Source organism: Cellulomonas sp. P4_B5_2 (assembly GCF_056402235.1).
The window spans coordinates 1-2,055 of record NZ_JBFUHU010000493.1; the positions used below are offsets into that span (position 1 = coordinate 1).

Here is a 2,055-nt window from a genome sequence, read left to right on the forward strand (position 1 = left end):
GTCCGGCGGCGGCTACCGGCCCACAGGGTCGACCGCGGGGACCGAGGCCGGGGAGGCGGGCTCCTGGCTGGTGCCGCGCCAGTCGGCCAGCACGCGCATCAGGTGGTAGATGATCAGCGCGGCGGCGGTGCCGAGCGCGATGCCGCCGAAGACGAGGTCGCCAGGGGCCCAGGTGAAGTTGGCGATGCCGATGACCAGGGCGACGGCGGCCGTGGTGAGGTTCTTCGGGTCGGAGAAGTCGACCCTGTTCTGCACCCAGATCCGGGCGCCGAGGATGCCGATCATCCCGTAGAGGACGGTCGTCGCCCCGCCGAGGACGCCTGCGGGGATCGAGGCCACCACCGCACCGAACTTCGGCGAGAGGGAGAGCACCAGGGCCGTGGCCGCGGCGACCCAGTATGCGGCCGTGGAGTACACCTTGGTGGCGGCCATGACGCCGATGTTCTCGGCGTAGGTGGTGGTGCCCGAGCCGCCGCCGAGCCCGGCCAGGGTGGTCGCGATGCCGTCGGAGAAGAGGGCGCGGCCGGCCAGCGGGTCCATGTCGTGCCCGGTCATCGCGGCGACGGACTTGACGTGGCCGATGTTCTCGGCCACGTCGCGAGCAGGGTGGCCAGCGCGGTGATGGGTGCCGCGCGGAAGCCGTTGCTGCACGTCTCGACGATGGCCCCATCGACGACGCTCTGCGAGCACGTCCCCCAGGCCACCGGGGCGAGGTTCAGGCCGATGAGCGCGACGATCGTGCCCGTGACGACGGGCGGCATGAGCGTGTCGATCCACCCCGACCCGGCGAAGTGCACCACGGCGCCGATGGCGGCGAGCAGCACACCGACGACGACGATGCCGCCCAGTGCCACGGACTGCCCGCCGGTGGCGGTCGCTGCGGCGATGGGGGCGATGAACGCGAACGAGGAGCCCAGGTAGCTCGGCAGCTTGTTGCGCGTGATGAGCAGGAACACCACCGTGCCGACGGCGGAGAAGAACAGGGTCGTCGCCGGGGAGAAGCCGGTCAGCAGCGGGACCAGGAACGTGGCCCCGAACATCGCCACGACGTGCTGCATGCCGATGCCGACCGTGCGGGGCCAGCTGAGGCGCTCGTCGGGGGCGACGACCTCGCCGACAGGGACCGTGCGTCCATCGCCGTGCAGACGCCATCCGATGCTCATGGGGCCAGTCCCTACTCGTGGAAGTCGATGGGGCAACGGTCGCCCCGTGCGCCTGTGCGGCACGCGGACGCTAGCAACGCGGCCAGCGGTTGCGCCAGCAGCGCGGTCTCGCACGCTCAGCGCGGGTCGGCGGCGAGCCTCAGCGGCGTCGCGAGGATCGTCCCCAGCCGCTCGACCTCGTCCTCGACCGCAGCCCGCGGGGGCGCCGCGTCGAACCACGTCACCCGGACCTCGTCGGCCGACTGGGACCAGGTCCCGCGCACGGCGCCCCCGACCACGGCGATGTTCGCGCCCCGGCTGATCGCAGCGCGCTGCGCGGGAGGAAGGACGTGCAGGTCGGCCGTCCCAGGTCCGAGCACCCACTGGTCGTACCGCGGCAGCAGCCGGACGGTCCTCGTCGGGCGGGCCGCCACCAGCTCCTCCAGATCCTCCTGTAGGACGAGCGCCGGCTCGCCCTCCACCTCGACGGTGGCCAGCTGCTCCCCGAGACCGGCGATCCAGGTCCGGAGGTGCCCGCGCCGGACGCCCAGCCCCTCGCCGAGCCAGTACTGCAGGTGCGTGGGTGTCGTCGGCCCGTACGCCCGGACGTAGGACTCGACCGCCCGGGGTCCGGCGTCGTCGACCTCCACGAGACCGGCCCAGAGCGGGTTGGCGTCCAGCCGCTGGAGCGTCGCCTGGCCGTCGCGCGACGGACCGAAGCAGAGGTCGCCCTGCCAGGCGAGCGCCTTGATCAGCGTCCACGGGTTGTCCGCGAAGACCTTCTCCAGATGGTGGAACGTGGGCTCGGCGGTGAGCGTGGCCCCGAGAGCCGCGGGGGTGAGCGGCCCGCCGGCGAGGGCGTCGCGCACCGCCTGCCGGAACGCGGGCCAGTCCGACGGGGCGAGCCCGTAGT

Annotated in this window: 1 protein-coding gene and 1 pseudogene; both read right to left on the reverse strand. The window is 73.0% G+C overall.

The genetic code is table 11. The features are described from left to right. Positions 1-12: 12 nt before the first annotated feature. Positions 13-1,163: pseudogene (locus tag AC1DUQ_RS21540) on the reverse strand (solute carrier family 23 protein). 116 nt (positions 1,164-1,279) lie between these two features. Continuing rightward, positions 1,280-2,055 (reverse strand): DNA glycosylase AlkZ-like family protein (locus AC1DUQ_RS21545; RefSeq protein WP_477074612.1); only part of this gene is annotated, 776 nt, incomplete at its 5' end.